The 26,026-nt window shown below is 66.9% G+C and carries 24 protein-coding genes, 1 tRNA gene and 1 pseudogene; 15 read left to right on the forward strand and 11 right to left on the reverse strand.

Annotated features, from left to right (window positions below):
* Window positions 1-49: 49 nt before the first annotated feature.
* The 3 genes from QZV81_RS00165 to QZV81_RS00175 are packed head-to-tail and all read left to right on the forward strand — an operon-like array spanning window position 50 to window position 2,009.
* Window positions 50-436: a GntR family transcriptional regulator gene (locus tag QZV81_RS00165; RefSeq protein ID WP_292830689.1), complete on the forward strand. Its 387-nt coding sequence runs from the start codon at window positions 50-52 to the stop codon at window positions 434-436.
* On the forward strand, window positions 433-1,326 hold the full coding sequence (locus QZV81_RS00170; RefSeq protein WP_292830692.1) for an ABC transporter ATP-binding protein: 894 nt from the start codon (window positions 433-435) through the stop codon (window positions 1,324-1,326). Before QZV81_RS00165 ends, QZV81_RS00170 begins: the two co-directional genes overlap by 4 nt.
* Complete coding sequence (locus QZV81_RS00175) at window positions 1,323-2,009, forward strand: hypothetical protein (protein WP_292830695.1); 687 nt, start codon at window positions 1,323-1,325, stop codon at window positions 2,007-2,009. Before QZV81_RS00170 ends, QZV81_RS00175 begins: the two co-directional genes overlap by 4 nt.
* An 18-nt stretch (window positions 2,010-2,027) precedes the next feature.
* On the opposite strand, the gene QZV81_RS00180 is transcribed toward QZV81_RS00175, so the two are convergent.
* Window positions 2,028-2,327, reverse strand: coding sequence for a chorismate mutase (locus tag QZV81_RS00180; RefSeq protein WP_292830698.1), 300 nt, complete (start codon window positions 2,325-2,327; stop codon window positions 2,028-2,030).
* A 145-nt stretch (window positions 2,328-2,472) separates the two neighbouring features.
* On the opposite strand from QZV81_RS00180, the gene QZV81_RS00185 reads away from it, so the two are divergent.
* The gene (locus QZV81_RS00185) at window positions 2,473-3,510 is read left to right on the forward strand and encodes an AI-2E family transporter (RefSeq protein WP_363331565.1); all 1,038 of its coding nucleotides are present in this window, start codon (window positions 2,473-2,475) and stop codon (window positions 3,508-3,510) included.
* Window positions 3,511-3,522: 12 nt separating this feature from the next.
* On the opposite strand, the gene QZV81_RS00190 is transcribed toward QZV81_RS00185, so the two are convergent.
* Window positions 3,523-4,809: an adenylosuccinate synthase gene (locus QZV81_RS00190; RefSeq protein ID WP_292830704.1), complete on the reverse strand. Its 1,287-nt coding sequence runs from the start codon at window positions 4,807-4,809 to the stop codon at window positions 3,523-3,525.
* A 190-nt stretch (window positions 4,810-4,999) separates the two neighbouring features.
* Here QZV81_RS00190 and argG point away from each other — a divergent pair, with 190 nt between their 5' ends.
* Window positions 5,000-6,439: an argininosuccinate synthase gene (argG, locus tag QZV81_RS00195; RefSeq protein WP_292830707.1), complete on the forward strand. Its 1,440-nt coding sequence runs from the start codon at window positions 5,000-5,002 to the stop codon at window positions 6,437-6,439.
* A 4-nt stretch (window positions 6,440-6,443) separates the two neighbouring features.
* Here argG and mnhG read toward each other — a convergent pair whose 3' ends face one another.
* From mnhG to QZV81_RS00225, 6 genes are read right to left on the reverse strand one after another with little or no spacing between them, the layout of a single operon-like run.
* Window positions 6,444-6,791: a monovalent cation/H(+) antiporter subunit G gene (mnhG, locus tag QZV81_RS00200; protein ID WP_292830709.1), complete on the reverse strand. Its 348-nt coding sequence runs from the start codon at window positions 6,789-6,791 to the stop codon at window positions 6,444-6,446.
* Window positions 6,788-7,057 (reverse strand): monovalent cation/H+ antiporter complex subunit F, encoded by a 270-nt coding sequence (locus tag QZV81_RS00205; protein WP_292830711.1) that lies wholly within the window; start codon window positions 7,055-7,057, stop codon window positions 6,788-6,790. Before QZV81_RS00205 ends, mnhG begins: the two co-directional genes overlap by 4 nt.
* Entirely contained in the window at window positions 7,054-7,614 is a 561-nt protein-coding gene (locus QZV81_RS00210) for a Na+/H+ antiporter subunit E (RefSeq protein ID WP_292830713.1), read from the reverse strand. The genes QZV81_RS00205 and QZV81_RS00210 overlap by 4 nt, the downstream gene beginning before the upstream one ends.
* A complete protein-coding gene (locus tag QZV81_RS00215) occupies window positions 7,611-9,176 on the reverse strand; it encodes a Na+/H+ antiporter subunit D (RefSeq protein WP_292830715.1) in 1,566 nt (521 codons plus the stop codon). The genes QZV81_RS00210 and QZV81_RS00215 overlap by 4 nt, the downstream gene beginning before the upstream one ends.
* Entirely contained in the window at window positions 9,173-9,712 is a 540-nt protein-coding gene (locus tag QZV81_RS00220; RefSeq protein ID WP_292830717.1) for a Na(+)/H(+) antiporter subunit C, read from the reverse strand. Before QZV81_RS00220 ends, QZV81_RS00215 begins: the two co-directional genes overlap by 4 nt.
* A complete protein-coding gene (locus tag QZV81_RS00225) occupies window positions 9,709-12,666 on the reverse strand; it encodes a Na+/H+ antiporter subunit A (RefSeq protein ID WP_292830720.1) in 2,958 nt (985 codons plus the stop codon). The genes QZV81_RS00220 and QZV81_RS00225 overlap by 4 nt, the downstream gene beginning before the upstream one ends.
* A gap of 136 nt (window positions 12,667-12,802) precedes the next feature.
* On the opposite strand from QZV81_RS00225, the gene QZV81_RS00230 reads away from it, so the two are divergent.
* On the forward strand, window positions 12,803-14,038 hold the full coding sequence (locus QZV81_RS00230; protein ID WP_292830723.1) for an MFS transporter: 1,236 nt from the start codon (window positions 12,803-12,805) through the stop codon (window positions 14,036-14,038).
* Window positions 14,039-14,269: 231 nt separating this feature from the next.
* Here the strand turns inward: QZV81_RS00230 and QZV81_RS00235 are convergent.
* A pseudogene (locus QZV81_RS00235) lies at window positions 14,270-14,799 on the reverse strand (IS3 family transposase); the annotation flags it as partial.
* A gap of 125 nt (window positions 14,800-14,924) precedes the next feature.
* Between QZV81_RS00235 and nucS the strand changes: the two are divergent.
* Both nucS and QZV81_RS00245 read left to right on the forward strand, forming a co-directional pair.
* Entirely contained in the window at window positions 14,925-15,617 is a 693-nt protein-coding gene (nucS, locus tag QZV81_RS00240) for an endonuclease NucS (protein ID WP_292830725.1), read from the forward strand.
* Between the two features lie 20 nt (window positions 15,618-15,637).
* A complete protein-coding gene (locus QZV81_RS00245; RefSeq protein ID WP_292830728.1) occupies window positions 15,638-16,315 on the forward strand; it encodes an HAD hydrolase-like protein in 678 nt (225 codons plus the stop codon).
* 128 nt (window positions 16,316-16,443) lie between these two features.
* Here the strand turns inward: QZV81_RS00245 and QZV81_RS00250 are convergent, their stop codons facing one another.
* Together QZV81_RS00250 and QZV81_RS00255 are read right to left on the reverse strand one after the other, a co-directional pair.
* A complete protein-coding gene (locus tag QZV81_RS00250; protein WP_005054759.1) occupies window positions 16,444-16,650 on the reverse strand; it encodes a cold-shock protein in 207 nt (68 codons plus the stop codon).
* 248 nt (window positions 16,651-16,898) lie between these two features.
* A tRNA-Leu gene (locus QZV81_RS00255) sits at window positions 16,899-16,982 on the reverse strand.
* A 143-nt stretch (window positions 16,983-17,125) separates the two neighbouring features.
* Between QZV81_RS00255 and QZV81_RS00260 the strand changes: the two genes are divergently transcribed.
* The 7 genes from QZV81_RS00260 (at window position 17,126) to pknB (ending at window position 26,013) form a co-directional block, all read left to right on the forward strand.
* Entirely contained in the window at window positions 17,126-17,857 is a 732-nt protein-coding gene (locus QZV81_RS00260) for a DUF3662 and FHA domain-containing protein (protein ID WP_292830733.1), read from the forward strand.
* Window positions 17,854-18,381: an FHA domain-containing protein gene (locus tag QZV81_RS00265; RefSeq protein ID WP_292830736.1), complete on the forward strand. Its 528-nt coding sequence runs from the start codon at window positions 17,854-17,856 to the stop codon at window positions 18,379-18,381. Before QZV81_RS00260 ends, QZV81_RS00265 begins: the two co-directional genes overlap by 4 nt.
* A gap of 13 nt (window positions 18,382-18,394) precedes the next feature.
* Complete coding sequence (locus QZV81_RS00270; RefSeq protein WP_292830739.1) at window positions 18,395-19,633, forward strand: PP2C family serine/threonine-protein phosphatase; 1,239 nt, start codon at window positions 18,395-18,397, stop codon at window positions 19,631-19,633.
* A complete protein-coding gene (locus QZV81_RS00275) occupies window positions 19,630-21,006 on the forward strand; it encodes an FtsW/RodA/SpoVE family cell cycle protein (RefSeq protein WP_292830742.1) in 1,377 nt (458 codons plus the stop codon). Before QZV81_RS00270 ends, QZV81_RS00275 begins: the two co-directional genes overlap by 4 nt.
* On the forward strand, window positions 21,003-22,460 hold the full coding sequence (locus tag QZV81_RS00280) for a penicillin-binding transpeptidase domain-containing protein (RefSeq protein WP_292830746.1): 1,458 nt from the start codon (window positions 21,003-21,005) through the stop codon (window positions 22,458-22,460). The genes QZV81_RS00275 and QZV81_RS00280 overlap by 4 nt, the downstream gene beginning before the upstream one ends.
* Window positions 22,457-24,226 carry a protein kinase gene (locus QZV81_RS00285; RefSeq protein WP_292830749.1) on the forward strand — a complete coding sequence of 590 codons (1,770 nt, stop codon included), beginning with the start codon at window positions 22,457-22,459 and terminating at the stop codon, window positions 24,224-24,226. The genes QZV81_RS00280 and QZV81_RS00285 overlap by 4 nt, the downstream gene beginning before the upstream one ends.
* A gap of 104 nt (window positions 24,227-24,330) precedes the next feature.
* Window positions 24,331-26,013, forward strand: a complete 1,683-nt coding sequence (gene pknB, locus QZV81_RS00290) for a Stk1 family PASTA domain-containing Ser/Thr kinase (protein ID WP_292830752.1) — start codon at window positions 24,331-24,333, stop codon at window positions 26,011-26,013.
* Window positions 26,014-26,026 lie beyond the last annotated feature (13 nt).

The following is a 26,026-nucleotide window of genomic DNA, read 5'->3' on the forward strand; positions in this document are numbered from 1 at the left end:
TGGCATGGTTACTTAGTCAAGTAACTAACCAACCCACCCGGGAGCAACGGTGATCGAAGAAGGCAAGGCGCTCTTCGTGCAGATCGCCGAGCGCGTCGAGGACTCCATCCTCGACGGCAGCCTCGCGGAAGACACCCGAGCACCCTCCACCAACGAGCTCGCCGCGTTCTACCGCATCAATCCGGCCACCGCGGCGAAGGGAGTGAACCTGCTCGTCGACAAGGCCGTGCTGATCAAGCGGCGCGGCGTCGGCATGTTCGTCGCCCCCGGCGCGCGCGAACAGCTTCTCGACGAACGGCGCTCGGCATTCGCCGATCGGTTCATCCAGCCACTGCTGGCCGAAGCCCGCGCACTCGGCCTCGGGCCCGATGCGCTGGCGACCCTCGTCCGCGAGCGGGCAGCGACATCCGACCTCACAGAAGGGACCACACCATGACCGCCGTCATCGAGGTCGACCATCTCACCAAGCGCTATCGAGACACCCTCGCGCTGGACGACGTCTCGTTCTCGATCGAAGAGAACACGATCTATGGTCTGCTCGGCCGCAACGGGGCCGGCAAGACGACGATCATGTCCATCCTCACAGCTCAGAACTTCGCGACCTCCGGGCGCGTCCGGGTCTTCGGCGAAGCGCCCTATGAGAACGCGCGAGTGCTCTCCCGCCTGTGCTTCGTGCGGGAAAGCCAGCGCTATCCCGACGACGCCCAGCCACGGCACGCACTGCGGATGGCGAGCCTGTTCTTCCCCCACTGGGACCAGTCCCTCGCCGACCGCCTGGTCGACGACTTCCGCGTACCGATGAAGCGACGGATCAAGAAGCTCTCCCGCGGTCAGCTGTCCGCCGTCGGCGTGATCATCGGCCTCGCCTCACGTGCCGAGATCACCTTCTTCGACGAGCCGTACCTGGGCCTGGATGCCGTCGCACGACAGATCTTCTACGACCGACTGCTCGAGGACTACGCCGAGCACCCCCGCACGATCGTGCTCTCGAGCCACCTGATCGACGAAGTGTCGAACCTGCTTGAGCGCGTCCTGGTGGTCGACGAGGGGCGCATCGTGATGGATGAGGAGACCGATCGGGTTCGCGGTCGCGCCGCGACGATCGTCGGCGACGTCGCGACGGTCGATGCCTTCGTCGCCGGTCGCGAAGTCATCCACCGCGAGGCCCTCGGTCGCGTCGCCTCCGTCACCGTGGTCGGCGAGCTGACGACCGGTGACCGGTCCGCGCTCACCGCGGCGGGACTCGACCTCGAGCCGGTCTCGCTGCAACAGCTCATCGTACGCACGACCCAGGCCACCCAGCACGACCGAGGAGGAGTCCGATGAACAGGATCATCACCGTCACGCGCATGCAGTTCGTGAACAAGTACACGTTCGTCTGGATGCCGCTGATCATCCTCGGTGCCGCATTCGCCATGTCGCTGATCATCTTCGCTCTGATCCCGTACGACGGGGCGAAGTACGGCGGCGGGAGCCAAGCGCCGATCTGGTACTTCTTCGCGATCGGGATCATGGCGCTCAGCTACACCTTCCCGTTCTCGCAGGCGCTGAGCATCACCCGTCGCGAGTTCTTCCTCGGCACGATGCTCGCGGCCGTCGTCACCTCGATCCTGCTCGGAATCGTTTTCGTCCTCGGCGGATTCATCGAGCAGGCGACGGACGGATGGGGAGTCAACGGCTACTTCTTCTATCTCGATTGGGTCTGGGGCTACGGCCCGCTCGCGGCGGGCGCATTCTTCGCAGTCGTCTCGCTGCTGCTGTTCGTTCTCGGCTTCTGGGGGTCGACGGTCTACCGGCGCTTCGGGGCCCTCGGACTCACGCTCACCCTGGTGTCACTGGGACTGCTGCTGGTCGCCGCGATCTGGCTCATCGGCCAGCTGGGCGCGTGGCCGGCTGTCGGCGCATGGCTGGCAGGCATGGCCGTGCCGAGCCTCATCGGGTGGATGCTCGCGGCCCTCGTCGCATTCGGCGCCATCGCGCTGGGGACACTCCAGCGCGCCGTCCCGTAGCCCCCCGGCGGAGAGGACTCAGCGTTCTCGAGCTGCCGCCGTGTGGTGATGGATGACTTCGGCCACGACGAAGTTGAACCACTTCTCGGCGAACTCGGGATCGAGTTCGGCCTCCAAGGCGAGCCGGCGGAGCCGGGCGATCTGCTGTTCCTCCCGCGCCGGATCGGATGCGGGCATCCCATGCTCGGCCTTGAGCACCCCGACCTGCTGCGTCGCCTTGAAGCGCTCGGCCAGAAGGTGGATGAGCGCCGCATCGATGTTGTCGATGCTGCCACGCAGGCGGCGGAGCGTCTGGGCCGGATCCGTGCCGTCAGTCATGCCCCCGAGACTACCGCGCCCTAGAGTGTGACCCATGAGACCTCGCCGCGCCGCCCACCTCACTGGTTCGGAGGCCCCGCCAGCGCCCGCCCCGCCGGCACCTGCCCCGCCGGTTCAGACGTCAGCCCGACAGATCTGGGCGAACGTGAACCGCCCCTTCGTGGCCGGCTTCCTCCTGACCCTCGGCGGCCTCGCCGCCATCTCGCTGGGCATGGCCATCAGCAGCCTCGTCACGGTCTGGATCTACATCGCCTTCGCCCTCTTCGTCGCGCTCGGACTGAACCCGCTCGTGCTGCGCCTGGAACGCCACGGCACGAAGCGGCCCTGGGCGATCGTCATCGTCTACTTCGCGTTCGCGCTCGCCCTGACCGCCGTGCTCTGGTTGATCATCCCCACGGTAGTGAGGCAGATCGCACAGTTCATCTCGGATCTGCCCACGATGATCGGCGATTTCCAGCGGACCGAGCTCTTCGGCGTCATCGTCGACCAGTTCGGTGACCAGGTGTCCGTCCTGCTCGCCGAGGTCCAGCGCTTCCTCACCGACCCGGCCACGATCGCCACCCTCGGCGGAGGGGTGCTGCAGGTCGGAGTCTCGATCGGCACGACCATCTCGGGCATCATCATCATCATCGTGCTGAGCCTGTACTTCCTGGCCTCTCTGCCGCAGATCAAGCAGGCGTTCTACCAGCTGCTCCCGGCGCGATCGCGAGTGCTCGCGGCCGACCTGACCGAGCAGATCACGGACTCGGTCGGCGGGTACCTCGGTGGGATGGTCGTCCTCGCCTTCAGCAATGCGGTCTTGACGTTCATCCTGTTCACGGTTCTGAGCTTGCCGTTTCCCGCCCTCCTCGCCGTGACCGCGTTCTGCATCACGATCATCCCCCTCGTCGGGACGGTGCTGTTCTGGGCCATCGGCTCAGTCGTCGCGCTGTTCGCGAGCCCCGTTGCCGCGCTGGTTTTCGCGGGCATCTACCTCCTCTACATGCAGCTGGAGGCATACGTGCTCACGCCTCGCGTCATGAACAGGGCGATTTCGGTCCCCGGGTCGCTCGTGGTGATCGGGGCCCTCATCGGCGGCACGCTCATGGGGCTGCTCGGGGCGCTCGTGGCGATTCCCGTCACGGCGTCGATCCTGCTCCTGATCAAGAACGTCTTCATCCCGAAGCAGGATGCCGCGGTCTAGCCGGCCGGCGAATCAATCGACGAGGTCGTGCCGGACGATGACCGCGTCGCGCGTCGCGCCGACGCCGATCACCGAGACCCGGGTGCCGCTCATCGCCTCGAGAGCCAGAACGTAGTCCTGTGCTTCGCGCGGGAGCTCCTCGAAGGTCCGCGCCTGCGAGATGTCTTCCTTCCACCCGGGGAAGTACTCCAGGATCGGCGTCGCGTGGTGGAAGTCGCTCTGGTTGACCGGCACCTCATCGAACCGCTCGCCATCGACGTCATAGGCGACGCAGACCGGGATCCGATCAAGACCCGTGAGAATGTCGAGCTTGGTCATCACGAGGTCGGTGATCCCGTTGATCCGGGTGGCATAGCGCGTGACGGGAGCGTCGTACCAGCCGACGCGGCGAGGACGCCCGGTCGTGGTGCCGAACTCGAAGCCCCGCTTGCGCAGCCATTCACCCTGCTCGTCGAACAGCTCGGTCGGGAAGGGACCCGACCCGACGCGCGTGGTGTACGCCTTGACGATGCCGACGATCCGGTTCAGCCGGCCCGGCCCCACGCCCGATCCCGTCGAGGCGCCGCCCGCCGTGGCCGACGACGACGTGACGAACGGGTAGGTGCCGTGGTCGACGTCGAGCATCGTGGCCTGCCCGCCCTCGAAGATGACGATGTCGCCGGCATCCAGGGCATCGTTGAGGAGGAGCGACGTGTCGGCGACCATCGGACGCAACCGCTCGACGTACGAGAGCAGGTCCTCGACGACCTCGTCGGCCGAGATGGCACGACGATTGAAGACCTTCACCAGCAGGTGGTTCTTCTGATCGAGGGCGCCCTCGACCTTCTGACGCAGGATGTTCTCGTCGAAAAGGTCCTGGATTCGGATTCCCACGCGGTTGATCTTGTCGGCATAGCTCGGCCCGATCCCGCGCCCCGTGGTGCCGATCATGCGCTTGCCGAGAAAGCGTTCGGTGACCTTGTCGAGTGTGCGGTGGTACTGGGTGATCACGTGCGCGTTCGCGCTCACGCGCAGCCGCGAGGTGTCGACACCGCGAGCGTTGAGCGCCTCGATCTCGGCGAACAGGACCTCGAGGTCGATCACGACGCCGTTTCCGATCACGGCGTGCACGCCGGGCGAGAGGATGCCGGAGGGCAACAGGTGCAGCGCGTACTTCTCATCACCGATGACGACCGTGTGCCCGGCATTGTTGCCGCCGTTGAACTTGACGACCCAGTCGGTGCGCTCTCCGAGCAGATCGGTCGCCTTACCCTTGCCCTCGTCGCCCCACTGGACGCCGACGATCACAATGCCTGGCATGGGCCATCTCCCCCGCTATCGGACGGTTACACCCCATGCTATCCGGCGGTGGCGCGGCCGAATGCCGAGGAGATGTCGGATGCCGAGGACCGATCCGCCGGCATCCCGCCTCATTTCGCCACATCTTTTCGGAATGCGACGGCGCCGCCCGGGCCGGGCAACGGATATCGCGCTCACTAGACTTGAGCGCATGTCGAAGGTCCTTCAATCCCTGCCCGTCGGCGAGCGCGTCGGCATCGCCTTCTCGGGAGGCCTCGACACATCGGTCGCGGTCGCGTGGATGCGTGACCGCGGCGCCATCCCGTTCACGTACACGGGCGACCTGGGTCAGTACGACGAAGACGACATCGCGTCGATCCCGGGTCGCGCCCTGCAGTACGGCGCCGAGGCCGCGCGCCTCATCGACTGCAAGCCGCTCCTGGTCGAGGAGGGGCTCGTCGCGCTGGCGTGCGGCGCCTTCCACATCCGCTCGGGTGGGCGCACCTACTTCAACACCACGCCGATCGGACGCGCCGTCACCGGCACGCTCCTCGTTCGCGCGATGAAAGAAGACGGCGTCGACATCTGGGGCGACGGATCGACCTACAAGGGCAACGACATCGAACGGTTCTACCGCTACGGCCTGCTCGCGAACCCCGCGCTGCGCATCTACAAGCCGTGGCTCGACGCCGATTTCGTCACTGAGCTCGGCGGCCGGACCGAGATGAGCGAGTGGCTCGTCTCCCACGACTTCCCCTACCGCGACTCGGTCGAGAAGGCATATTCCACCGACGCGAACATCTGGGGTGCGACGCACGAGGCCAAGACCCTCGAACACCTCGACGTCTCGCTCGAAGTCGTCGACCCGATCATGGGTGTGCGCTTCTGGGACCCGGCCGTCCAGATCGACACGGAAGACGTCACCGTCGCGTTCGAGGCGGGGCGCCCCATCGCACTCAACGGCGTCGAGTACGCCGATGCCGTGGCCCTGGTCGTGGCGGCCAACGCGATCGGCGGCCGTCACGGCCTCGGCATGAGCGATCAGATCGAGAACCGCATCATCGAGGCGAAGTCGCGCGGCGTCTACGAAGCGCCCGGCATGGCGCTGCTGTTCATCGCGTACGAGCGTTTGGTCAACGGCATCCTCAACGAAGACACCCTGGCGACCTACCACGAGCAGGGTCGCCGTCTCGGGCGCCTCATGTACGAGGGCCGATGGCTCGAGCCCCAGTCCTTCATGCTGCGGGAGTCGATCCAGCGCTGGGTGGGCTCGGCGATCACCGGGTCGGTGACGCTCCGCCTGCGCCGCGGCGAGGACTACACGATCCTCGACACCGTCTCGCCGAACCTGTCGTACGGTCCGGAGAAGCTGTCGATGGAGCGCGTCGGCGATTCGGCCTTCGGACCCATCGACCGCATCGGGCAGCTCACGATGCGCAATCTCGACATCGCCGACTCTCGCGCGCGCCTGGAGCAGTACGCGGGACTCGGCCTCATCGGCGGCGCGACCGCCGATCTCGTCGGAGACCTGACGCCGAGCGCCGCCGGCATCACCGCGCACGCCCTGCCGTACGATGCCGAACGCGAAGAGCTCGCCGAATCGATCGACGAGGCGTCCGAATCGGCCTCTTTCGATTTCGGCGCCGACTGAGCCGTCAGTCGCCCGGGGCCGGCGGGGTGTGCGGCCCGTCCTTCAGCTCGTCGACCAGCAGCGATGGCTCGTCGATCGTGCCGTTGCGATATGCCTGACGACCCACCATATGCGCAGCAAGGGGCGCGGTCGCAAGCTGGATGAGCACAACCGGCACGAGGAACGCCGCGACCTGCCACGACCCGAGCGAGAGGCCGATCGCGATCGCGATGAGGATCAGGCCCAGCACCTGCGGCTTCGTGGCCGCGTGCAGCCGCGTCGGCACGTCTCTGAACCGCAGCAGGCCGATCGACGCCGTCAGGCACAGCAACGCCCCGATCAGGATCAGCACGAGCACGATGACATCGATCATTTCGTGTCTTCATCCTTCCGAGCGACGAACCGGGCGATCGAGATCGACCCGAAGACTCCGACCGCGGCGATGATGAGCAGAAGCGGCAGGGTTCGCGTGTGGTGATTGATCGCCATCTCGGCGCCGAGTACGCACATGACGAGGGTCAGCAAGACATCCGACGCGACCGCGCGGTCGAGGATCGATGGACCGGTGATGATCCGCCAGACGATGAGTGCCGCCGCCACCGCGAACGCAACGTGGATCGCGGTCAGCACGGCACTCATGCGCCGGTCCGATCAGTCTCGGCGGTGCGGATCGATTCGACCTGCGCGCGTGAGCCGACGGCGCGCACGATCCGCTCCTCCCAGTGCCGCACCGCGCGGCGCTGCTGTTCGAGCTGCGCACGGTCTCGAGCGCCCATCACGTGCAGGTAGAGGATGCGGCGATCCCGGTCGACGTCGATGATGAGCGATCCCGGGATGAGCGATGCCGTGACGGCGACGTGCGTCATGATCAGGTCGTCGTCGGTGACGAGCGGCACGGCCATGATGGCCGTGCCGGGTTGCCCGGGGGTCAGCACCTGCCAGGCCACCGTCAACGAGCCGCGGACGAGGGCGAGCAGGAACTCGACGACGAAGACGAATCCCCACCAGAGGTTCACGCGGCCGGACAGCTCGACCGGAGGCAGGCGGAATATCCGCATCACGAAGATCGACACGACGATGCCGGTCACCGCCGCGAGCACGGTGAACTGGCCCCACAGCAGCATCCACAGCGCAACGAGCCACACGAAGAAGGGCAGCTGTCGCCACAGCGCCGAGAGCACGGTGGCGCTGCTCACGAGGAGACCTCCTGTTCGAGCTGAACGAGCGAAATGGGATCCTGCAGCGCGTCGCCGATCCGCGCGCACAGCTCATAGAGCGGCCCGGCGAAGAACGTGAGCGAGAGCGTGATGGCCACCATCCCCGCCGTCGTGGCCGTCATGATGCGGGGAATGGCGCGCCGTTCGCTCTGTTCGTCGGCCGCCGGCGCGTCGTCGAGGTAGGAGATTCGATCGATCAGGGCGGGCTCGTCGGGGTGCTCGTCGTCCTCGCGCCAGAACGCCAGATTCCACGCCCTCATGAGCGTGTAGAGCGTCAGCAACGAGGTGATGATGCCGCCGCCGATGAGCGTGTACATCAGGGGCGTCCCCACCTCGGCGGCTGCGTGAAAGAGCGCGAACTTGCCGATGAAACCCGAGAACGGCGGCAGTCCGCCCAGGTTGATCGCCGGGAGGAAGTACAGCGCAGCGATCAACGGTGCCGCCCTCATGAGTCCCTTGACCTTGAGGATCGAGGTCGAGCCGGCCCGGCGCTCGATCAGCCCGATCGCGAGGAACAGTGTCGTCTGCACGACGATGTGATGAACCATGTAGTAGACCGTCGCTCCGAGCGCGAGGGGCGTTGCGATCGCCAGACCGAACACCAGATAGCCGACGTGGCTGACGAGCGTGAACGACAGGATGCGCTTGAGCTCCGCCTGTGCCACCGCGCCGAGAACACCCACGATCATCGTCGCGAGCGCCGCGATCAGCAGCAGCGTGTTGACATCATTGTCGCGGAAGATCTGAGTCTCGGTGCGGATCATCGCGTAGACGCCGACCTTGGTCAGCAGACCCGCGAACACCGCCGTGACCGGCGCCGGCGCCGTGGGGTACGAGTCCGGTAGCCAGAACGACAGCGGGAAGACAGCAGCCTTGATGGCGAAAGCCAGCAACAGCATGAGGTGCAGCACGAGCTGCGTCGACTGCGGCAGCTCGCCCATGCGCTGCGCGATCTGAGCGATGTTGACCGTGCCCAGTGCACCGTAGATCGCGGCGATGGCCGCGAGGAAGAGGATCGACGAGACGAGGGAGACGACGATGTACACGACGCCCGTGCGGATGCGGCTTTCGGTGGATCCGAGCGTGATCAGCACGTAGGAGGCGACAAGGAGGATCTCGAACCCGACGTAGAGATTGAACAGGTCGCCGGCGATGAAGGCGTTGAAGATGCCGGCCGCGAGGATCAGGTAGGAGGGGTGGAAGATCGTGACCGGCGTATCGTCATCGCCGTCGGCGGCGCCCTGCCCGACCGAGAAGAGGAGGACGGCCAGCAGCACGATGCTCGAGATGACGACCAGGAGAGCCGCGAGCCGGTCGACGTACAGCACGATTCCGAACGGGACAGGCCATCCGCCCACTGAGACCGCGATCGCGTGGCCCGTCGCGTCGACCGTGTACAGGAGCACTGCGGCGATGCCCAGCACGAGCGTCAGCGTCACGATCGAGACACCCACCTGCACCCGTCGGTGGTGGCCGAAGATCAGCACGAGCGCGGCTCCCAGCAGGGGCAGCGTCACGAGCAGTGGCACGAGCGCACTCATCGCGGGTCACCACCGTCCACAGTGTCGGTCGGCAGGTCAGTCGGAGCGTCATCGCGGATGCCGTCGACGTCGCCGTGGTGGAGGACCCTGATGGGCGTCGTCGCCGTCCCGATGAAGTCGGTGGCCGCGTCGTCGTCGTCCGGTGTGATCTCGTCGTCGAGCACGTCTTCATCGGACGGAGTGCGCTCGCGCAGCGCGACATCCTCTTCGTCGTCGACGACGGTGTCGGCCTCGCCCAGCTGCCATGAACGGTAGATGAGAGCCAGGAGGAACGCCGACACCGCGAACGTGATCACGATGGCTGTCAGGGTCAGGGCCTGCGGAAGTGGATCGCTCATCTCCTCGGGCGACGCCGCCGCACCGAAGAACGGTGCCTCTCCGGGCTGTCCCATCACGATCAGAAGGAAGAGGTTCGTGGCGTTGCCGAGCAGGAGGAAGCCGATGAGTACGCGGGTGAGGCTGCGCTCGAGCATCGCGTAGGAGCCGGCGGCGAAGAGGACACCCATGATGATGATCAGCACGAGGGACGCATTCATGATGCACGCCCTCCCTGCGGCGGTCGCGATCCCTGCATCAATCGAAGCGCCTGCGCTTGACGGTCGACTTCCCCGCCGAGAGAACGCAGCACATCCAGCACGAGACCGATGACGACGAGGTAGACGCCGACGTCGAAGATCGTCGAGGTCACGAACTCCACGTGCCCGATGACCGGAAGGTCCGCCTCCCAGAACCCGCTCGTCAGCGGCGCGGCGCCGAACAGCAGCGGAGCGAGCGCGGTGGCGACCGCGAGGGTCATCCCGACGCCGAGGAGGCGCCCGGCATCGGTGGGTGCGGCGGCACCCAGCTCGTAGCGACCACCGGCGACATACCGCATGACCAGTGCCATACCGGCGACGAGACCGCCGGCGAAACCGCCACCGGGCAGATTGTGACCGGCGAACAGCAGGTAGAGCGAGACGACGATGATCGTGTGGAAGAGGATGCGCACGATCACCTCGAGCATGATCGAGCGGTTCTCGGGTCGCATGCGCTGGCCTCCGACCAGCCACGCCTGGCGGGTGCTGTCGGGACGCGCCGATCGGGGGCGCGGGCCTTCGTCGGTCTCCACGAGCGGGCGGCGCGTGGTCGCTGTCGGCAGCGGCGAGATCGCGCGCGAGAGCAGGTCGGACCGGTGTGTGACGAACACGAGCGAGGCCACCCCGGTGGCCGCGAGGATCAGCACCGACAGCTCACCCATCGTGTCCCACCCACGAAGGTCGACGAGCGCCACGTTGACCACGTTCTTGCCGTGGCCGAGCTCGTAGGCGAGCTCGGGGAAGCGATCCGAGATCGGGTCGGCGACGCGCGCTCCGGTCGCCACGACGGCGATGAATGCCATCGTCGCCCCGACCCCCACCGCGAGAACGGCCCGCGCAATCGGCCACACCGATGCGTTGTGCTCACCCAGCCGCGCAGGGATCCGCCGCAGGACCAGGGCGAAGGTGACCAGCGTCACCGTCTCGATGAGGATCTGGGTCAGCGCAAGATCGGGCGCACCGCTCGTCGCGAACAGCAGCACCATCCCGAGCCCGGTGACCGAGACCAGCACCACACCGGTGTAGCGCTTGCGCGCGCGCACCGCCGCGAGGCCGGCGACGATCATGATCGGCGCGACGACGACCTGCATGGGGGTCTGCCAGCCGTCGAGGCTGACATTCCAGTCGGCGATGCCGGCGATCAGCGCCGTGCCCTCGGCGGCGACGAAGACCACCAGGATCGTGGCGACGTACAGCGGCAGCGAGCCCCGCTGAGTGAAGGTGGTCGTCCAGGTGGACACTCGGGCGATGCCCCGCAGCGTGTTGTTGTAGAGATCGGCAGCGGAGAAGCGCAGGATGCGACGGGGCGTCCAGTCCCGGCGCACCTGGATGAAGAAGACCGCGAAGCCGAGTGCGATCGAGCCGAGGGAGAGGAAGAGTGCCGGTTCGAGGCCATGCCAGAGTGCCAGATGGTACGGATGCTCAGCGGAGGCGGCATCCGCGGCCTGGTCGGCGTATCCGACGATCAGGGCATCCACTCCCGGCGCCGCGAACCCGAGTGCGAGCGTCAGCCCCGCCAGCAGCAACGGCGCCGCGAGGAATCCGATCGGCGGATCGGGCCACACGGTGACCGGCCGGGGAGCACCGCCGGCATCCTTCTTGGTCCAGAAGGCGCCCCAGATGAACCGCAGCCCGTATGCGGCAGTCAGCACCGAGCCCAGCACGATCCCGATGAGCGCAACGAGCGCCCACGGGTCGGTCGCGGCGCTGTCGATGAAGGCCGTGAGGGTGGCTTCCTTCGCCACGAAGCCGATCGTCGGTGCCACTCCGATCATCGAGGCGACGGCGATCATCGAGAGTGCCGCGAGGGTCGGGGCTTGCCGGCCGACGCCGGAGAGCCCACCGATGTCTCGGGTCGACAGCTGGCGGTCGATCACACCGACCACGAGGAAGAGCGCCGATTTGAAGAGCGCGTGCCCGATGAGGAGGGCGAGTCCCGCGAGTGCCGTGTCGCGGACGCCGTAGCCGAGCACCGCGGTCAGCATGCCGAGCTGGCTGACCGTGCCGAAGGCGAGGATGCGCTTGAGATCGGACTCGCGCAGTGCCTGCAGGCCGCCGAGGAGCATCGTGAAGATCCCGAGCGAGATCACGATCGGTCGCCAGAGGTCCGACATGAACAGGAAGGGCGCGAACCTCGCGATGAAGTAGATGCCGGCCTTGACCATCGCCGCTGCGTGCAGGTAGGCGCTCACCGGCGTGGGAGCAGCCATCGCGCCGGGCAGCCAGAAGTGGAACGGGAAGATCGCGGACTTGCTGAGCGCTCCGATGAGCAGCATCACGACGGCGGCGTTGAGCAGCGGGCCGGATACCGTCTGCTCCAGCGAGCTCCACGCATGCAGGATCTGCGAGATGCTCGATGTCCCCGCCTGCACCGAGACGATCACCGCCCCGACGAACATGACGAGGCCGCCCAGCGTCGTCACCAGGAGCGCCTGCAGCGCTGCGCGACGGCTGGCCCCACGGCGGTGATAGAAGCCGATGAGCAGATACGACAGGATGCTGGTGACTTCCCACAGCATGACCAGGACGATGAGGTCATCTGCCAGCACGAGCCCGTACATGGCGCCCGCGAATCCGAGTAAGACGGCAGAGAAGAACCCGACGCCCTGTTTCTCGCCGGTGAAGTACCACCGGCAGTAGATCATCACGAGCGCGCCGACACCCGTGACGATCAGCGCCATCACCCAGCCGAGCGTGTCCATCCGCATCGACAGATCTATGCCGAGCTGCGGAATCCACGCGTACGTCTCGAACGGGGCTTTCCCCGCCAGCACCGCGGGAGTCTGCAGGAGGGTATGGATGAACGCCGCGAGGGGCAGCAGCGCGGCGATGAAGAAGGCGCGGGGACCGAGGCGTCCGATCAGCCACGGCAATGTCAGCGGGACCAGCGCGAACGCGCCGAGGAGAATCAGCAATGTGGCTCCTCCGCTTCGTGGGCGTCGTCGTCCTCAAGTTTAAGGGAGGCGCCGGGGCGCGATGCGCCAGGCCTCTCGCGGCGGCAGCGCGATCGCCCACGATCGCGCGTTCGAATCGATTCGGTACGCTCCTCGGGTGACCACGAAAGCTCCCACTCTTCCCCACGCCGCACTCGGGCAGTGGCGAGCCGCCGTCTTCGCTCTGTTCCTCCTGAACGGAGTCGCCTTCGCCTCCTGGGCGTCGCGCCTGCCATCCGTGAAGCGGTCGCTGGGCATCGGCGACTTCGAGCTGGGCCTGCTGCTGTTCGTCATGGGCGCCGGCTCCCTCATCGGCCTCGGCGCCGCGAACATCATCGTGGTCCGGTGGGGTGCCCGCCGCGGTCTCTACGTCATGTTCGCCGGCCTTGCGTTCGCGCTCGTCATCGTGGGGCTCGGGGTGGAAACCCTCGAGTCCTTTCCCGTCGCCGCAGTCGGCCTCGCGTTGATGGGCCTCACGTTCGGCGCCTGCGACGTGATGATCAACGTCGAGGCCGCGTCCGTCGAGCAGCGCTTCGGCATCACGCTCATGCCGCTCTTCCACGCGTTCTTCAGTCTGGGTACCGTCGCCGGTGCCGGAATCGGCGTCGCGATGGCCGCCTGGCGAGTCCCGGTCAGCGTGCACCTGTGGAGCGCTGCGATTCTCGTGATGATCGTCATGCTGGGCTCCCTGCGCTTCGTTCCTGCTCATGAGGCCCGTGGCGTCGAGGCAGACGCCCCGGCGTCGACGCGCCGCGAGCGCCTTTTGACGACACTCACGGTCTGGCGCGATCCGCGCATCTACGCGATCGGCCTCATCATGCTGGGGATGGCGTTCGCCGAAGGCAGCGCGAACGACTGGCTGACGATAGCGGTCGTCGACGGTCATGGCCAGTCCGAGGCTGTGGGAGCAGCTGCCTTCACCGTCTTCTCCGTGGCCATGACCGCATTCCGCGCCGTCGGCGGGCCTCTCGTCGACCGGATCGGCCGGGTGTGGACGCTCCGCATCCTCTCGGTGGCCGCCGCCGCGGGCCTGGTGATCTTCATCCTCGCCCCGAATCTCCCCGTCGCCTTCGTCGGCATCATCCTCTGGGGAGCAGGGTCATCCCTCGGGTTCCCGCTGGGGATGTCGGCAGCGGCCGATGACCCGAAGAAGGCGGCAGCATCCGTGTCGGCGGCGGCGACGATCGGGTACATCGCGTTCCTGTGCGGACCGCCCGTGCTCGGCTGGATAAGCCATCAGATCGGCATTCTCCCGACGCTCTGGATCATCGTGGCCCTCATCGCGATGAGCGGCCTGGCGTCCGGCTCCGCCAAGCCCATCGCCGGATCCACCGTCGGCGCCGGCCGCCCCTGACCCCTCCCCCTAGCTTTTCCGCATCCTGTCGCCGAGCGCGCCGGTTCGCATCGAGTGCGCGGTTGGATTCCGGCGCCCGTCCAGCGCGCTCGCGCGTAACCGGCGCGCTCGACGCGGCCATACCACCGGAAGCATGCTCGTAATCTGGACGAGTGAGACTCGTGATCGCTCGCTGCTCGGTTGCACCGTCCGAGGTTTTGGAAGATCGTTGTGCGGATGCATTCGGCTTTGTAGAGTCCGTTGCGAGAACACGTCGAGGATGAACGCGACATACGGTTGAGCAGGTCTCCGGCAGGGACCCCGTCCTTGGAGGAGATCGTCTTGCGGATGCTCTTGGCTTGCGTGATGCCCGAAAGACTCAGGGTCCGCGTGGCGCGGTCCACCGCACCCCGGGAGGCGTCAGCGATCACGGGTGCGGCGGATGAGCGCGGTCATCCTCTTGCGCCCATACAAGCCCTCCGGGGTCATCTTCCGACGCTCGACACCCTCCGCATCGATGACCGTGGTGCAGGCTGCGTCACGAACAGCGTCAACGACCTGCGCGTCGGTGACCGTCCGCAGCCCTCATCTGATCGATGAAGCCCATCATCAGCGGTTGCGGGGGTCGAGTTCCCCCACGAAGAGAGTCGCCGCCGCCTTCAGGATCGCGACGTCGTCGCGCAGCCGTCGATTCTCCGACGTGAGGCGACGGATCTCCGCATGCTCCTCACTGGTCTGCGGACAACACGCTCACGAAGCGCGGAATCAACCCTCTTCGGCATCATGACATCCAATCAACTCAAAAGGATGCGGCACCAAACCTGGGACGGTTCACGAGGCGCTGGCTCGCGATCTGGACCGTTCTGGGCCGAGGTGATTCGAACGAGTGTCTTGGGAGAATGGGTGCGTGCGCCTCGTCATTGCTCGCTGTTCCGTTGACTACTCCGGTCGTCTGAATACGCATCTCCCCCTCGCAACCCGTCTCATCATGTTGAAAGCGGACGGTACCGTTGCGTTCCACCGAGACATGCAACACGCGCCACTGAACTGGATGAGCCCGCCGTGCACCTTCACGGTCGAAGCGCCGGATGCCGAGTCCGCCTCGACCGGCGTGCTCGAGCACTGGCGGGTGATCCACGCCAAGACCGGTGACGCGCTTTTCGTGCGAATCTACGAGGTGCTGCACGATTCCTCCCACGAACTCGGGGTCGACCCCGGCCTGCAGAAGGACGGCGTCGAAGCGGATCTCCAGCGCTTGTTGGCGGAGCAGGTCGAGGTCATCGGCGACGGGCTGACGCTCGTCCGGCGGGAGTTCCCGACGGCGATCGGTCCCGTCGATCTGCTGCTGCGGAACACTGCCGGCGGCACGATCGCGGTCGAGGTGAAACGTCGCGGCGACATCGACGGCGTCGAGCAGCTGACCCGCTACCTTGAGCTGCTCGGACGCGATCCGCATCTGGCCCCGGTGACGGGGGTGTTCGCCGCACAGGAGATCAAGCCGCAGGCCAGGGTGCTCGCCATCGACCGCGGAATCCGGTGCGTCACGTTGGACTACGAGAGCATGAAGGGCACCGAATCCGGAGCCCCGCGCCTGTTCTGAGGCTCACTAGGCTTGAGGGCATGTCGCTCAGATCACCGTGGAGCTGCATCCTCTGGGACGTGGATGGAACCATGGTGGATGGGTCTGACGGCATCCTTCGGCGCCTCACACGAGCGCTGGAGATCCTTGGATTCCCGCCGCCGACGCGTGCGGAGCTCGTTCATTGGATCGGCCCACCCGTGCACGAATCGTTCCAGACGAACCTCGGTCTCACGCCCGATCAGGCGACCGCCGCCACAGAGATGTACCGACGCATCGGTCACGCGGAAGGCTACACGTCCGGCGCCAAGCTGTATCCCGGCATCGGCAAGCTGATCACCGAGCTGGGCGCCGCCGGCATCCCGCAGGCGACAGCGAGCTCCAAACCCGAGGTTCAGGTCGCGGCCCTCGTCGAACACTTCGAACTTGCGCCGTATCTGCAAGCGGTCGTCGGCGCGACTCCGGATGAGAAAACCCTGGCTTCGAAGTCCGCGATCGTCGCCGAAGCGGTGCGACGCCTCGATGCCGTCGGCGTCGACACGACCAGGCCCGTCCTGATCGGCGACCGCCATCACGACATCGAGGGTGGTGCCGCGCACGGCATTCCCGTCATCTTCGTGCGCTGGGGCTTCAGTTGGCCGCACGAAGGCGAGGGCGCCGCCGCCCAGGTTGATGACGTCGCACAGTTGAGAGCACTCCTGGTCGCGGACGGCGAGTGAGCGATGACCCCGCCCGACGAGGGACGGCTGACGCGAATGGCGTGTGTAACGCCGAAGACGTCGTCGTCCTTTCGGACCACGACGTCTTGGCGAAAGACTGGCGACCCGCTCTGCGGGCCGCGAGGTTTTCAGAGGGGTCGGATGTTCTCCGCCTGCAGGCCCTTGGGGCCCTGGGCGATCTCGAACTCGACGCGCTGGTTCTCCTCGAGGGAGCGGTAGCCGCTCGACTCGATGGCGGAGTAGTGGGCGAAGACGTCAGCGCCGCCCTCATCGGGAGCGATGAAGCCGAAGCCCTTCTCCGAGTTGAACCACTTGACGGTACCGCTGGTGCTCATGAACTGCCTTACTTAATCGAGCTGTATTCGACGCAAGTGCGTCACGGCACATCCTATAGGTGTCGGCTGAGTGTGCGCCCCACCAGGGCACATGGTGACACAAACGTTAACCATTCGGCCCGCCACGGAGCCGTCCCCGGGGTCTCCTGCTCATCGAGAAAAGAAGCGGCGGTTGGATCGAGTTCCTCGAGACCAACCGCCGCTGCGCATTTCTTGAATCCAAGGAGCTCAAGAGCTCAATGGGCCTGTGCGCGAGGGGGGACTTGAACCCCCACGCCCTTGCGGGCACTGGCACCTGAAGCCAGCGCGTCTACCTATTCCGCCACTCGCGCGAACCGGCGTCACCACCGGGTCAACTTCCCGAGGATATCACGCAGGGTGCGCGGCTCGGCAATCCGCGCAGGGAGCGGCATCCGCGTGCTCTCAGTGTGAGCAACTAGCATGTACGCACCGGCCAGCACGCCAGAGGAGCCCCGTGGGACTACTTGACAGCTTCGAGAAGGGTCTCGAGCGCGCCGTCAACAGCGCGTTCGCGAAGACCTTCCGCAGTGGCGTTCAGCCCGTCGAGGTCGCTTCCGCTCTGCGCAGCGAGCTCGACGCGAAGGCCGTCGTCGTCAGCCGAGACCGCATTCTCGCGCCCAACACCTTCGTCGTGCGCCTCGCTCCGGCGGACGCCGAGCGGATGGATGCCCTGGGACCGACGCTCGAGCAGGAGTTGCATCGTCTGGTCGACACCCACGCCAAGGCGCAGGGCTTCAGCTTCGCCGGGCCCGTGACGATCGCGGTGAACGCGGATCCGCAGCTGCCGACCGGCACCGTCCGCGTCGATTCGCGGACCGCGGCCGGGGAGGTGTCGTGGCGAGGTGTCGTCGACATCGGCGGCGACCGGCATCCGCTCGCCAGGGGGCGCACGGTGATCGGCCGCGGGAGTGACGCTGACATCACAATCCCGGATGCCGGGACCAGCCGCCGGCACGTGGAGATCCTGTGGGACGGCGAGCGCGCGATGGTGCGCGACCTGCAGTCGACCAACGGGACGATACTCGACGGACGCAAGGTGTCCGAGGCTCCTCTCCCCCCGGACTCGGTGGTCACGATCGGGCGCACCGACATCGCCTTCCATGTCATCGCGGAGGCGACGCCGCGGCGGCCGTCGAGGTCCGCCGCCGATGCGACACGCGCCTTCGGCCCCGGGGGAACGTCGTGAGCGTACTCACCCTTCTGCTCCTGCAGATCGGCTTCCTGGTGTTGCTCTGGTTCTTCGTCTTCGCCGTGGTCTACTCGCTGCGGGCCGACCTGTTCGGCGTGACCGTGCGCAAGATGCCCGACCCGGTGCCCGCGGCAGCGCCGGCATCGGCGCCGGGCCACGCGGCGACCGAGCAGATCGTGCCGGCGGCCGCATCCGCGCCGGCCGCCACGAGATCGGCCGCCACGCGTGACGCGGTCGCGCGCATCGTCATCACGAGCGGACCCAAAGCGGGGCTCGAGTTGCCGCTCGGCTCCGAGCCGCTCACGATCGGGCGATCGAGCGAGTCCGGCCTCGTGATCCGCGACGACTACACCTCCAGCCACCACGCCCGCCTTCTGCTGTGGGGCGACCAGTGGATGATCCAGGACCTCGACTCGACGAACGGCACGTGGCACGACGGTCAGCGCGTGAGCACGCCCACGGCCGTGCGCATCGGTGCACCGATCAAGGTCGGCGCCACGACGTTCGAGCTGCGGAAGTAGCGTTCCCACCGCCATGGCCTTCGAAGGATCCAGCGTCGCCATCTCCCACACGGGGAAGGTGCGCTCCAATAATCAGGACTCGGGCTACAGCGGCTCGAACCTGTTCGTCGTCGCTGACGGCATGGGCGGCCACGCCGGAGGCGACGTCGCGTCGAGCCTGGCCGTCCAGCGGCTGAAGGACCTCGATCACCCGTTCCCGACGCCGAGCGATGCCGAGAGCGCCCTGCGCGATGCGATCGGCGAGATCGCGACGCAGCTCATCGAAACGGTCGCCGAGCGCCCCGAACTGGCCGGGATGGGGACGACGGTCAGCGCCCTGGCGATGGTCGACGACTATGCCGTCATCGCCCACATCGGCGACTCGCGCATCTATCTCTATCGCGATGGCGTGCTCACGCAGATCACCGCCGATCACACCTTCGTCCAGCGACTGGTCGACTCGGGACGGATCACGCCGGAGGAGGCACGCTTCCATCCGCGCCGCTCGGTGCTCATGCGCGTGCTCGGCGACATGGATCCCGACCCCGACGTGGATACATTCATCATGCCGACGCAGCAAGGTGACCGCTGGTTGCTGTGCTCGGACGGCCTCTGCGGTGTCGTCGACGATGCGCACACCCAGAAGGCGCTGAGCCAGCGCCTCGCACCGGGGCGGACAGCGGATCTACTGCTCAAGCAGACGCTGGATGCCGGGGCCCCCGACAACGTGACGATCGTCATCGCCGACGTGGGGGGCAACCACCCTCTCTTCAGCGGAACGCCCACAATCGTCGGATCGGCCTCGAATCCGCAGGGCATCGAGGTTCCCGCGGTGCGCCCCGGCCGGACCAACTGGCTGCACCCGAACCGCCAGGCCGCCAACGAGCCCACGCATTTCGAGCCGGCGGTCGAGTTCCTCGAAGAACTCATCGAGGAAGACCGGCGACGCGGCCGACGACGACGTCGCTGGTGGACCGTGGGCTTCGTCATGATCCTCGCCGCCATCGCCGCCTCATTGTTCGGCGCATACACCTGGACGCAGACGCGCTATTTCGTCGGCGCGGACGACGACTCCGTCGTGATCTTCCGCGGCATCCAGCAGGATATCGGGCCGATCCCGCTGTCCTCCGTCTACGATGACACCGGCATCCTGCTCGCCGACCTGCCCATGTATCAGCGGATGGCCGTCGAAGCGACGATCTCGGCTCGGTCGGTTGCTGACGCAAGCGCAATCGTCGCCAACCTGCGCCCGATGACGGGAGGAACCCCGTGACCGACACCGTCGAGACGGACACCGCCGTCGTCAAGGCCTTGCGCCGGCTGCGGCTGCCGCAGACTCAGCGCAACCGCGAGCTCGGGCTGCTGCTGTTCGCCTTCCTCATCAATGGAGCAGCCGTCGCCCTCGTGCAGCTGGGCGCCGAGGGACAGGTCGACGCGACGTTCCTGTACTACTGCGGCGTCCTGACGGTTCTCGTCCTGATCCTGCACTTCGTGCTCCGCTTCACCGCGCGGGCCGCCGATCCGTTCGTCGTCCCGATCGCCACGGTGCTCTCGGGTCTCGGGCTCGCGATGATCTACCGCCTCGACATCGCCGACGACCTCTCCGGCTGGGCTGCGTTCTCCACCCGCCAGCTGGCCTGGCTCGCGATAGCGATCGCCGGGGCCACGGCGGTCGTGCTCTTCCTGCGCAACTACCGGGTCCTCTTCCGCTATACGTATGTCTTCGGCTTCGTGGGCATCGGCCTGCTGCTGCTGCCGCTTGTCCCGGGGCTGGGCGTCGACGCGGGTGCCGATGTCTGGGTATCGGTCGGCGGTGTGTTCTCGTTCCAGCCCGGTGAGCTCGCGAAGCTCGCGCTGGCGGTGTTCTTCGCCGGCTACCTCGTGCGCACGCGTGAATCGCTGACCTCGGTCGGCACTCGATTCCTCGGGATGACGTGGCCGCGGGCGCGCGAACTCGGGCCGCTGCTGATGATCTGGGCCGCGTCGATGGCGATCATCATCTTCCAGCGCGATCTCGGAACCGGCCTCCTGATCTTCGGCATGTTCGTCGCGATGCTCTACGCCGCCACCGGACGAACGAGCTGGGTGCTCATCGGCGTCGCGCTCGCCGCCTCGGGGGCCTTCCTGGCCGCGCGGATCCTGCCCTACGTCGGCGCGCGCTTCACGAACTGGCTCGACGCCTTCAACCCCGAGCACATCAACGACTCGAGCTACCAGCTCGTCAGCGGCATCTTCGGCCTCGCCCAGGGCGGACTCATCGGCACCGGACTCGGCCGGGGTCGCCCCGACCTCACCCCCCTCGCGCACAGCGACTACATCTTCCCCAGCCTCGGCGAAGAACTCGGGCTGGTCGGTGGATTCGCGATCCTGTGCCTGTACATGGTGTTCACGAGCCGTGGCCTCCGCATCGGCATCGCCGGGCAGGACGACTTCGGCAAGCTCCTGGCCACCGGGCTGTCCTTCACGGTCGCGCTGCAGGTGTTCATCATGGTCGGGGGCGTCACTCGCCTCATTCCCCTCACCGGCCTGACGACCCCGTTCCTGGCGGCCGGCGGCTCGTCGCTCGTGGCGAACTGGCTGACCGTCGCCCTGTTGCTGCGCATCTCGGATGCTGTCCGCTCCCGCCCCCGGGTGGTGATCGGATGACGAAGGAGCTCCGCCGCCTCAGCATCGTCATGCTCGTCATGTTCGTCGGTCTCTTCGGAGCGATCAGCTGGATCCAGGTCGTCCAGGCCGGCGAGCTCGGCGCAAACCCGGACAACAAGCGCGCTCTGTACGATTCATACGAAGTGCAGCGCGGCTCGATCCTCGCCGGTGACACCGTGATCGCCTCGTCGGTGCCCAGCGGAGACCTCTACAGCTGGATACGCACCTATCCGGACGCTGACATGTGGGCGCCGGTCACTGGATACATCAACCCTGTACTCGGATCATCGACGGGACTCGAACACGCGATGAACGCACTGCTCGCCGGCACCGACAGCTCGCAGTTCCTCTCCCGCGTGGACCGGATCGTCACCGGTCAGCCGCCCCGCGGGTCCAACGTCATCCTGTCGCTGGACCCCACCCTTCAGAGGGTCGCCTACGACGCGCTCGGTGACTACGAGGGGGCGGTGGTCGCGATGGATCCGAAGACCGGCCGCATTCTCGCGATGGTCACGAGCCCGAGCTACGACACGAATGTGCTGGCATCGCACGACACGACCACGGTGCTGGCCGACTATGACGCGCTCGTGAACAACGCGCTCGCACCGCTAGACAACCGTGCCATCGCGGGCAAGCTCAACCCTCCCGGGTCGACGTTCAAGCTCGTCGTGGCCTCTGCGGCGCTCGCATCGGGCAACTACACCCCCGAATCGACGTTCGACAACCCCGCGCGATACACGCTTCCGGGAACCTCGACGGAGATCAGCAACTTCGATGGCGGAACCTGCGGCGACGGTGCCCAGGCGACGCTGGCGACCGCGCTCCGGCTCAGCTGCAACATCCCGATGGCACAGCTCGCCGTCGCTCTCGGTGACGATGCGATCCGCGCCGAGGCGGAGAAGTACGGGTTCAACACGAGCTTCGAGACGCCGCTGGTCACGACGGCGTCGGTGTACCCGCGAGCCTTGTCCGATGACAAGACGGCGCTCACCGGCTTCGGTCAGGGAGATGTCATCGCAACCCCGCTGCAGATGGCGATGGTCGCGGGCGGCATCGCCAACGATGGGGTCGTCATGAACCCGCAGATGGTCGATCGCGTCGTGGCTCCCGACCTGTCCGTGCAGCGGAGCACCGAGAGCACCGAATTCGCGCGCGCTCTCCCCGCCGACCTCGCTGCCACGATGACCTCGATGATGGTGGCCAATGTCAGTGCCGGCGCGGCCAGCGGTGCAAGAATAGACGGCGTCGACGTCGCCGGGAAGACCGGCACCGCGGAGCAGGGTCCGGGAGACCCGTACACCTTCTGGTTCACCGGATTCGCTCCTGCAAGCGACCCCCGGGTCGTCGTCGCAGTCTTGATCGAGAACGGTGGAGGGCTCGGGCAATCCGGCACGAGCAACGGGATCGCGGCCCCCATCGCGAAGAAAGTCATTGAGGCGGTGCTGAGCAGATGAGACCGACGCAAGGTGTGAGCTTCGGCGGGCGCTACGAACTGGAGTCCCGGATCGCCATCGGCGGTATGGGGGAGGTCTGGGAGGCCACCGATCACGTGATCGGGCGAACCGTCGCGATCAAGATCCTCAAAGACGAGTACATGGGCGACCCGGGCTTCCTCGAGCGCTTCCGCGCCGAGGCCCGACACGCGGCTCTGGTCAACCACGAGGGAATCGCCAGCGTCTTCGATTACGGCGAGGAGAACGGGTCTGCGTTCCTCGTGATGGAGCTCGTTCCGGGCGAGGCGCTGTCGACGATCCTCGAACGCGACGGCACGCTATCGACCGACAAGACTCTTGACATCGTCGCGCAGACGGCGGCGGCTCTCCAGGCCGCCCACGCGGCCGGACTCGTCCATCGCGACATCAAGCCCGGCAATCTCCTGATCACCCCGGACGGCCGGGTGAAGATCACCGACTTCGGGATCGCACGCATCGCCGATCAGGTTCCGCTGACGGCGACCGGTCAGGTCATGGGAACGGTCCAGTACCTCTCTCCGGAGCAGGCCTCGGGCCACTCTGCCTCACCGGCGACCGATATCTACTCGCTCGGCATCGTCGCGTTCGAATCGCTGGCCGGCAAACGTCCCTTCACGGGCGAGTCCCAGGTGGCGATCGCGATGGCCCAGATCAACGATGCGCCCCCGCCACTGCCGAGCACCATCGGTGAGCCGGTCCGGAATCTCGTCTTGAGCATGATCGCGAAAAAGCCCGAGGACCGCCCTGCGACGGCGTCAGCCGTCGCTCGCGCAGCGACGGCGCTGCGCCGGGGCGACATCGCCGGTGCGGCCGCGATCGTTCCCGCGATCGCCGGGACGGCCGCCCTCGAGGGCGTCACCCAGCTCTTGAGTCGTGGTGGCCTCGCGACCGAGGATGCCACCCGCATCCTCCCGGCGGCCGCCGAAGTCGGCGCGCGCGCGGTCGAGGCGACGCCCGAGAAGAAGAAGCGCAGTCCGTGGACATGGCCGCTGATCGCGCTCATCGCGATCCTTGTGCTCGTGCTCGGGGGCAGCGTGTTCGCGCTCTTCGGCAACACCACACCCGAACCGGCGCCCTCGTCGTCGCCCCCCGAGTCTTCCGCCGAGTCTTCCGCCGAGTCTTCCGCCGCACCGACCCCGTCGGACACGCCGACACCCGAGCCGACGACGGTCCAGATCGATACGCTCGGGTTCCTCGGCCAGACGTGCGCGCAGGCGACCACGATCGCCAACACCTACAAGATGACCGCGGTCACGTGCACGATCGGATCCGTGGCCGCTCCGAGCGCCGATCAAGAGGGCCTCATCTACGAGACCAACCCGGTCTCGGGGACCGTGCGGCTCGACCAGCAGGTGACGCTCACCGCCTACGGCCCGATGACGCCGATGGACACTCCCGGCGCACCCGTGATTCAAATCGACGGCGCGTCGTCACCGACTGTCGAGGCCGGAGCAACCGCCACGATCAACTGGACCGGCTACACGTGCCCCTCCGGTTCGAGCACGGTGAAGTCGTACAACGTGACCCTCACCAACGGCGTCTTCCAGTCCAATGGCCAGTCCAGCGGAACCTTCAGCGCGAATGACCGTCCGGTGCCGGTGACCGTCGCGAGCGAGGTCGGCCGCATCCTCACCGCGCAGTACACCGTCACCTGCACGGGGGAATCGGGCGACCGGACATCGGCATCCTCGCAAGAGGTGCAGGCGACGATCATTCCCGCTGCCGCGCCCGACCCCGAAGCCCCTTAAAGCGGTACCGGTGGCTGACACCGGATCGTGAGAACGCGCCTGGGGGGCGTCGGTTAGGCTGGCTACGAGTCAGTCCAGGGAGTGATGTGTCAGTAGAGCCGCGGGTGCTTTCCGGTCGCTACCGCATCGACGAACTCATCGGGCGCGGCGGAATGGCGAGCGTGTATCGCGGGCAGGATCTCACTCTCGACCGGTCCGTCGCCGTCAAGATCCTCAAGCGCGAACTCGCCTCCGACAGTGGCTTCCGCACGCGGTTCCGCCTCGAGGCGCAAGCCGCGTCGCGGATGTCGCATCCGACGATCGTCCGTGTGTACGACGCGGGAGAAGACGCAGAAACCGATACAGACGGCACGATCCACCCCGTTCCCTACATCGTGATGGAACTCGTCGCCGGGGTGCTTCTGAAGTCCGTCATCTCCGACGGGCCGGTGCCGCTGGCCGATGCCATCCGCTACACCGACGGCATCCTCGAGGCCCTCGAGTACTCGCATCGCGCCGGTGTCGTCCACCGCGACATCAAGCCCGGCAACGTCATGGTGACCGAGCGCGGCCAGATCAAGGTCATGGACTTCGGCATCGCCCGGGCGGTATCGGACTCGTCTTCGACCGTGGCCGAGACGACGGCGATCATCGGCACAGCTTCGTACTTCTCTCCTGAACAGGCCAAGGGCGAACCGGTCGACGCGCGGGCCGACGTCTATTCCACCGGTGTCGTGCTCTACGAACTCCTCACGGGTCGCCCTCCCTTCCGCGGCGACACTCCCGTCGCCGTCGCGTATCAGCACGTCAGCGAGACGCCGCTGCCGCCGTCCGAGATCGTCGAGAGCGTTCCACGCGCATTGGATGCCGTCGCGCTGCGCGCGCTCGCAAAGGACCCCTTTCAGCGCTATCAGGATGCCGCTTCGTTCCGCGCGGCGCTGAACGCTGCGACGGATGGGCGCAGCCTCAGCAAGCGCCAGGTGGGAATGCTGACCAGCGAGCTCTACGGAGCCAACCCGCGTCAGGCGGCTGAGACCGCGCGGTCGCTGCGCCAGCTGAGCACAGACACGACGATGCGGCGTACGCAGTCCGGCCCCCCGGCGGCGTGGATCTGGATGGGCGTCGCGGTGGTCGCCGCGATACTCATCTCGGTGCTGATATGGGTCATCACCACCCGCCCCAGCCCCACGCTGCCCCCGAGCACGCGCGTCGTGCCCAATGTCATCGACATGTCATGGGATCGCGCAAACGAGGCCCTGCTCCTCGATGACCTGCAGGGTGAGCGGATCGACGAGAGCAGCGACACGATCGCCGAAGGAAACGTCATCCGAACCGATCCCCCCGCCGGCACCACCGTGGCCCCGGGACAGCAGATCGAGGTCTACGTCTCCACAGGGGCGCAGCTGGCGACCGTCCCTCCACTCATCTCGCTGAGTGCAGACGAGGCTTCGGCGGCGCTGACCGCCGTCGGCCTCACGATGGGAGCGGTGCGCAGCAGCAATGATCCGAATCTCGCGGCGGGCACTGTGATATCGGCCGATCAGCCGGAGGGAGCGCAGGTCCCGCTCGGCACCGCGGTGAGCCTCGTCGTCGCCAGCGGAAAGGTCACGCTCGTCGATGTCGTCGGCTACACGGTGACCGCCGCGCAACGCGACCTCACCGCCGAGACCCTCGGACTCACAGTCGGGGTGATCGAAGATCCCGCCTGCCCGGCGAGCACGGGCGAACCGGTCGTGGCATCGCAGTCACTCGCACCGGGCGACGTTCCCATCCACTCCCAGGTCGACCTGACCGTCTGCACGGGCTGATCCGGCGTCGATT

This window comes from Microbacterium sp., from assembly GCF_011620665.1.
Lineage (GTDB): Bacteria > Actinomycetota > Actinomycetes > Actinomycetales > Microbacteriaceae > Microbacterium.